The sequence below is a fragment of the Variovorax sp. Soil_C_12 genome, from assembly GCF_057657375.1.
This window is the reverse complement of the sequence record NZ_JBDGIO010000034.1, coordinates 1-6,874: the sequence shown is the minus strand read 5'-3', so window position 1 is coordinate 6,874 and position 6,874 is coordinate 1. Positions and strand designations below refer to the sequence as shown.

The window sequence follows — 6,874 nt, the reverse complement described above, 5'->3', positions numbered from 1 at the left end:
ACCCAGATGGACCAGGTGACGCAGCAGAACGCGGCCCTGGTGGAAGAAGCCGCGGCAGCCGCCCAGTCGATGCAGGAACAGGCGGACAGCCTGGTCGCGGCCGTGAGCGTGTTCAAGCTGGAAGCCCACGCGCCCACCCTTCTTCTCGAACGCGGGACTCAAAACCGGCGCGCAATTGCCGATAACTGATCGAGCACCGCACCAACACCCGTTCTGGAGACACCCACCATGTCGTACTTTCCGAATCTGCGCGCGATGAGCATCGCGAAGAAGCTCGGTCTTTTCACCTGCAGCGCCGTCGCCGGCATCCTGCTGCTGACCGCGCTCTTCCTGGTGTCCGAGCGCAAGCTGATCCTCGAGGACCGCCAGGCTGGCGTGCGCCAGGTCGTCGAGGCCGCGCATGGCCTGCTGGTCCACTACCACGCGCTGGCGGCCAAGGGCGAACTGAGCGAGGCGCAGGCCCAGCAGCAGGCGATGCAGGCGATCCGCGGCCTGCGCTACAGCGGCAACGAATACCTGTGGCTCAACGACATGACGCCGCGGATGCTGATGCATCCGATCAATCCCGCGCTGGAGAACAAGGACCTCTCGGACAACAAGGACCCGACCGGCAAGCGCCTGTTCGTCGAGTTCGTGAACATGGTGAAGGCACAGGACGCAGGCTTCGTCCCCTACATGTGGCCCAAGCCGGGCAGCAAGGACCCGGTGCCCAAGGTCTCCTACGTCAAGGGCTTCAAGCCCTGGGGCTGGATCATCGGCTCGGGCGTGTACATGGACCAGGTCGAGGCCGCGATCCTCGGCCGCCTGGCGGAGTTCTCGGTCTACGCGCTGGGACTGGCCGCTCTGCTGTTCGCCTTCGGCTGGGCGCTGTCGCGCGGGCTGCTCCGGCAACTGGGCGGCGAGCCGGCGCAGGCGGCAGGCATCACCCGCCGCATCGCCGAGGGCGACCTGGCCGTGGCCATCGAGCTGAAGCGGGGCGACGAGGCCAGCCTGCTGCATGCGATCGCCGGCATGCGCAACAGCATCGCGGCCATCGTCGGCCAGGTGCGCAGCGGCACCGACACCATCGCCACCGCCTCGGGCCAGATCGCCGCGGGCAACCACGACCTGTCCGCGCGCACCGAGGAGCAGGCCAGCTCGCTGCAGCAGACGGCCGCCTCGATGGAAGAGCTGACCTCCACCGTCAAGCAGAACGCGGACAACGCCAACCAGGCCAACCAGCTCGCGCTCGCCGCTTCGGAAGTCGCGAAGAAGGGCGGCGGCGTGGTCGGGCAAGTGGTGGGCACCATGGGCTCGATCAATGCCTCGTCCAGGAAGATCGTGGACATCATCGGCGTGATCGACGGCATCGCCTTCCAGACCAACATCCTGGCGCTCAATGCCGCGGTGGAAGCAGCGCGGGCCGGCGAGCAGGGCCGCGGCTTCGCGGTGGTCGCTGCCGAAGTGCGCAGCCTCGCGCAGCGCTCGGCCGCGGCGGCCAAGGAGATCAAGGGCCTGATCGACGACTCGGTGTCCAAGGTGGACGCGGGCACGGCGCTGGTCGGCGAGGCCGGCCGCACGATGGAGGAGATCGTCGAGAGCGTCAAGCGCGTCACCGACATCATCGGCGAGATCACCGCCGCCAGCCGGGAGCAGGCCTCCGGCATCGAGCAGGTCAACCAGGCCATCGCGCAGATGGACCAGGTGACGCAGCAGAACGCGGCGCTGGTGGAAGAGGCTTCCGCCGCGGCGCAATCCATGCAGGAGCAGGCCGGCAGCCTGGTCGAGGCGGTGCGCGTCTTCAAGCTCGACGGCGGCTCGCAGCTGGCCCCGATTTCCCATTGACAAGCCGGACCGCCGCAGGGCGGACCCACGAATCCTTCAGAGAGACCCAGACATGTCGAGCACAAGCACCGAATCCCCCAAGCACGCCGCCCACGGCGCATCTTCCTCCGCCGCGTCCGGCGGCCGTCCGCTGGAGTTCCTGGCCTTCAAGCTGGGCGAGGAGGAATACGGCATCGACATCCAGAAGGTGCAGGAGCTGCGCGGCTACGACGCGGTGACGCGCATCGCCAACGCGCCGGAGTTCATCAAGGGGGTGGTGAACCTGCGCGGGATCATCGTGCCGATCATCGACATGCGCATCAAGTTCGCGCTGGGCACGCCGACGTATGACCAGTTCACGGTGGTGATCGTGCTGAACATCGGCGGGCGCGTGGTGGGGATGGTGGTGGACAGCGTGTCGGACGTGATCACGCTGGCTGCGGAGCAGATCAAGCCGGCGCCGGAGATGGGGGCGTCGCTGGACACGGACTACCTGATCGGGCTGGGCACGCTGGAGGAGCGGATGCTGATCCTGGTGGACATCGACCGCCTGATGTCGAGCGAGGAGATGGGCCTGGTCGAGAAGGTCGCAGCCTGAGATCGCCGGCCGCGAATCGAGAAAGAACGTCATGAATCTCAAGGACCTGAAAATCGGCACGCGCCTGGGCATCGGCTTTGCCGCGATGCTGCTGTTGCTGGCCACGATCTCCGGCATCGGCGTGCTGCGCCTGGACAGCGTGGGCAATGCGTCCGAGGAAATGGTGCGCGGTGCCATGGTCAAGGAGCGGCTGGCCAGCGAGCTGGCCAGGCTGCTCGGGCCCGCGATCGTGCAGACCTTCGCGATGGTCAAGGCCACCGAGCCGGCGACCGAGACCTACTTCGCCAAGGCCCGCCTCGAGAGCTCGCAGCGCATCACCCCGGTGCAGAAGAAGCTGGAGGAATTGCTGAGCACGCCGGAGGAGAAGAAGCTCTATGCCCAGCTGGCCGACGGGCGCAAGGTCGTGCTCGAGATCCTGGGCGAGATCGTCAAGCTGAAGGCGGCCGGCGACGTCGAGGGGGCCGGCAAGCTGGCCGACACCCGCTTCTCCGCCGCGCTCGGCGTGTACGAAGCGGCGGTGAATGCCATCGCTGCACACGAGCGCGCGCAGATCGACGCAGTGGCCGGCGCCATCGAGAAGGGACACCGGAGCGGCCGCATCCTGATGATGGTGCTGTCGGCCGTGGCCCTGGTGCTCGGCGGGCTGTGTGCCTGGCTGACTGCGCGCAGCATCACCCGTCCCCTGGCCCAGGCCGTCGAGGTGGCGCGGACCGTGGCGGGCGGCGACCTCAGCGCCCGCATCGAGGTGGAATCCCGCGACGAGACCGGCCAGCTCATGGACGCGCTGCGCCACATGAATGCGAGCCTGGCGCGGGTGGTGGGCGAGGTGCGCGAGGGCACCGACACCATCGCGACGGCCTCGGGCCAGATCGCGACGGGCAACCAGGATCTGTCCTCGCGCACCGAGGAGCAGGCGAGCTCGCTGCAGGAGACCGCGGCCTCGATGGAAGAGCTGACCTCCACCGTCAAGCAGAACGCGGACAACGCGCGGCAGGCCAATCAGCTCGCGCTGTCGGCCTCTGAAGTAGCGGTGAAGGGCGGCGATGTGGTGGGCCAGGTGGTGAGCACCATGGCCTCGATCAATGCCTCGTCGAAGAAGATCGTCGACATCATCGGCGTGATCGACGGCATCGCCTTCCAGACCAACATCCTGGCGCTCAATGCCGCGGTGGAAGCCGCGCGCGCCGGCGAGCAGGGGAGGGGATTCGCGGTGGTGGCCTCCGAAGTGCGCAGCCTGGCGCAACGCTCCGCCGCAGCCGCCAAGGAAATCAAGGGCTTGATCGACGACTCCGTGGACAAGGTGGACGCGGGTACCGCCCTGGTGGGCGAAGCCGGCAAGACCATGGAAGAAATCGTGGGCAGCATCCGCCGCGTGACCGACATCGTCGGGGAGATCAGCGCGGCGAGCCACGAGCAGACCCAGGGCATCGAGCAGATCAACCAGGCGATCACCCAGATGGACCAGGTGACGCAGCAGAACGCGGCCCTGGTGGAAGAAGCCGCGGCAGCCGCCCAGTCGATGCAGGAGCAGGCCGGCAGCCTGGTCCAGGCCGTGAGCGTGTTCAGGCTGAAGGCCGCGCAGCCGAGCCTCGGCTGATCTTTCCCCTTACCGGATTTGCATGATGAAGTTTCTTTCCAACCTCCGCATCGGCACGCGGCTCGCCCTGGGCTTCGGCCTGGTGCTGGCGCTGACGGTGATCGCCTCCACGGTCGCGCTGGTCAGCGCCAAAAAGAACGCCGAGGCCACCCGCCAGATGATGGAGAGCCCGCTGGCCAAGGAGCGGCTGATCTCCGACTGGTACGTGCTGACCTACTCGGCCATCGCGCGCACCGCGATGATCGCCAAGACCACCGATGCCAGCCTGCCCGTCACCTTCGCCGACGTCATCTCCGACAGCGTGAAGAAGGGCGGCGAGACCATGGCCAAGGTCGAGGCCCTGCTGGTGACCGACGAGGAGAAGGCCACCTTCAAGTCCATCGTCGAGCTGCGCGCCAGGTACCAGGCGGCCAAGGACGCGGTGCAGAAGGCCAAGGCCGGCGGCAACGCGGAAGAGACCGAGACGGTGTTCAAGGACGTCTTCCAGCCCGCCGCCAAGGCCTACGAGAGCCGGGTGCTGTCGCTGCTGGCGCTGGAGCGCCAGGCCATCGACGACATGGGCCGCGCCATCGACGCGGCGAACGCGAGCGGCTTCAACCTGCGATTTCTGATGGCCGCGCTCACGCTGCTGGTCGGCGGCGCCTGCTCCTTCCTGATCGGGCGCAGCATCACCCGGCCGCTGGGCCAGGCCGTGCAGGTGGCGGAGACCGTGGCCGGCGGCGACCTCAGCACCCGCATCGAAGTGCAGTCGCGCGACGAGACCGGCCAGCTCATGCATGCGCTCAAGAACATGAACGAGAGCCTGGCGCGCGTGGTGGGGCAGGTGCGCGCCGGCACCGACACCATCGCCACCGCCTCGGGCCAGATCGCTGCGGGCAACCACGACCTGTCCTCGCGCACGGAAGAGCAGGCCAGCTCGCTGGAAGAGACCGCGGCCTCGATGGAGGAGCTGACTTCCACCGTCAAGCAGAACGCCGACAACGCGCGCCAGGCGAACCAGCTCGCGCTGTCGGCCTCGGAGGTGGCGGTCAAGGGCGGCAGCGTGGTCTCGCAGGTGGTGGACACCATGGGCTCGATCAATGCCTCGTCCAGGAAGATCGTGGACATCATCGGCGTGATCGACGGCATCGCCTTCCAGACCAACATCCTGGCGCTCAATGCCGCGGTGGAAGCCGCGCGCGCCGGCGAGCAAGGCCGCGGCTTCGCGGTGGTGGCTTCGGAGGTGCGCAACCTGGCCCAGCGCTCGGCTGCCGCCGCCAAGGAGATCAAGGCGCTGATCGGCGACTCCGTGGACAAGGTCGAAGAGGGCAGCAAGCAGGTGGCCGAGGCCGGCCGCACCATGGAAGAGATCGTCGACAGCGTCAAGCGCGTGACCGACATCATGGGCGAGATCACGGCGGCCAGCCACGAGCAGACCCAGGGCATCGAGCAGGTCAACCAGGCCATCAGCCAGATGGACCAGGTGACGCAGCAGAACGCGGCGCTGGTGGAAGAGGCTTCGGCTGCCGCCCAGTCCATGCAGGAGCAGGCGGCCAGCCTGGTCGAGGCGGTGGGCGTGTTCAAGCTGGGCCACGACGAGGCCGCGGCGGTGGTGCTGGCGCAGGTGCAGGACATGAGCCGGCGGGCCGCTCCCAAGGCGAGTACCGCAGCCGGAGGCGAAGGTAGTCCAGTGAGCCGCACGGCCGTGCCGCCGAAGCGCGCCGTGCCGGCGCTGAAGGGGCCTGCGCCCAGGCCGGCCGCTGCGCCGCCCAAGGCGCTGCCGGCCCGGCACTCGGCGACGGCGCAGGCGACGAGCGCGGCGCCGTCCGGCGACTGGACGGAGTTCTAGCCCTCAAGTTCGGGCGCAGCCCGCCGATAAATCCCAGGTCCGGCCCGGCTTCATGGGCCCATGAAGGAAGAAGAAAAATGCAGTGGTTCCAAGAACTTCGGGTCGGCGTGAAGCTGATCCTCGCCTTCCTGGTGGTCGCGGCGCTGGGCGCCGTGGTCAGCGCGCTCGGCATCTTTCACATGAGCCGGATCAACGCCTCGACCGGGCGGCTCTACCACCACGAGATGCGCACCCTCGAAGCGGCGCAGGCGGCCAACATCCACCTGCTGTACGCCAGCCGGGCGCAGATGGGCCTGCTGTCGGCCTCCACCAAGGGCGAGCGCAATGCCGGCATCGCCGAGCTCAAGAAGGCCGGCGCGGAACTGGCCGAGCGCATGGCCGAGATCAAGCCGGTGCTGGTGGAGAGCGAGGAGGGCGGCAAGCTCTACCAGCGCTACGAGGCGCTGGTGCAGCCGCTGCGCAAGCGCATGGGCGACTTCGTCGAGCTGATCTCGAAGCAGTCGCTGGACAGCTCGCAGTTCGACGGCCGCGTGTCCGAAGACAGCGCGCAGCTGCTGAAGGATTCGCGCGCGGTCGAAGAGGTGCTCTCCCAGATGGTGGCCTACAGCGACGGCATGGCCAAGGCCAGCCTGGAGAGCGCCGAGGGCACCTTCAAGACCTCGCGCCTGCTGATGCTGGCCATGGCCCTGGTGGGCCTGGTCGCCAGCGTGGGCCTGGGCGTGGTCGTGGCCCGCCTGCTGTCGCGCCAGCTCGGCGGCGAGCCGGCCTATGCGGCGAACGTGGTGGGCCGCATCGCCGACGGCGATCTCACGGTGGGCGTGGAGGCGCATAAGGCCGGCCAGGGCAGCGTGCTGCACTCGATCAAGCAGATGCAGGACCAGCTGACCGAGGTCGTGGTCAAGATCAAGCATTCGAGCGATGCCATCGCCACGGCCTCGAGCGAGATCGCGTCGGGCAACCAGGACCTCTCGTCGCGCACCGAGGAGCAGGCGAGCTCGCTGCAGGAGACCGCGGCCTCGATGGAAGAGCTGACCTCCACCGTCAAGCA

Annotated in this window: 5 protein-coding genes and 1 pseudogene; all 6 read left to right on the top strand. The window is 68.1% G+C overall.

The genetic code is table 11. From position 1 onward, the window contains the following. A pseudogene (locus tag AC3A6X_RS36270) lies at positions 1–189 on the top strand (methyl-accepting chemotaxis protein); the annotation flags it as partial. A gap of 39 nt (positions 190–228) precedes the next feature. Then, complete coding sequence (locus AC3A6X_RS36265) at positions 229–1,824, top strand: methyl-accepting chemotaxis protein (RefSeq protein ID WP_487846696.1); 1,596 nt, start codon at positions 229–231, stop codon at positions 1,822–1,824. A 52-nt stretch (positions 1,825–1,876) separates the two neighbouring features. Next, the gene (locus tag AC3A6X_RS36260) at positions 1,877–2,401 is read left to right on the top strand and encodes a chemotaxis protein CheW (RefSeq protein WP_487846695.1); all 525 of its coding nucleotides are present in this window, start codon (positions 1,877–1,879) and stop codon (positions 2,399–2,401) included. A 31-nt stretch (positions 2,402–2,432) separates the two neighbouring features. Continuing rightward, positions 2,433–3,998, top strand: coding sequence for a methyl-accepting chemotaxis protein (locus AC3A6X_RS36255; protein ID WP_487846694.1), 1,566 nt, complete (start codon positions 2,433–2,435; stop codon positions 3,996–3,998). Positions 3,999–4,023: 25 nt separating this feature from the next. Continuing rightward, complete coding sequence (locus AC3A6X_RS36250; RefSeq protein ID WP_487846693.1) at positions 4,024–5,826, top strand: methyl-accepting chemotaxis protein; 1,803 nt, start codon at positions 4,024–4,026, stop codon at positions 5,824–5,826. Positions 5,827–5,903: 77 nt separating this feature from the next. Continuing rightward, the coding region (locus AC3A6X_RS36245) for an MCP four helix bundle domain-containing protein (protein WP_487846692.1) at positions 5,904–6,874 on the top strand (971 nt) is incomplete at its 3' end.

Coding starts and splice junctions, on each gene's coding strand:
- AC3A6X_RS36265 (WP_487846696.1), top strand. CDS start 229: ATGTCGTACTTTCCGAATCTGCGCGCGATGAGCATCGCGAAGAAGCTC.
- AC3A6X_RS36260 (WP_487846695.1), top strand. CDS start 1,877: ATGTCGAGCACAAGCACCGAATCCCCCAAGCACGCCGCCCACGGCGCA.
- AC3A6X_RS36255 (WP_487846694.1), top strand. CDS start 2,433: ATGAATCTCAAGGACCTGAAAATCGGCACGCGCCTGGGCATCGGCTTT.
- AC3A6X_RS36250 (WP_487846693.1), top strand. CDS start 4,024: ATGAAGTTTCTTTCCAACCTCCGCATCGGCACGCGGCTCGCCCTGGGC.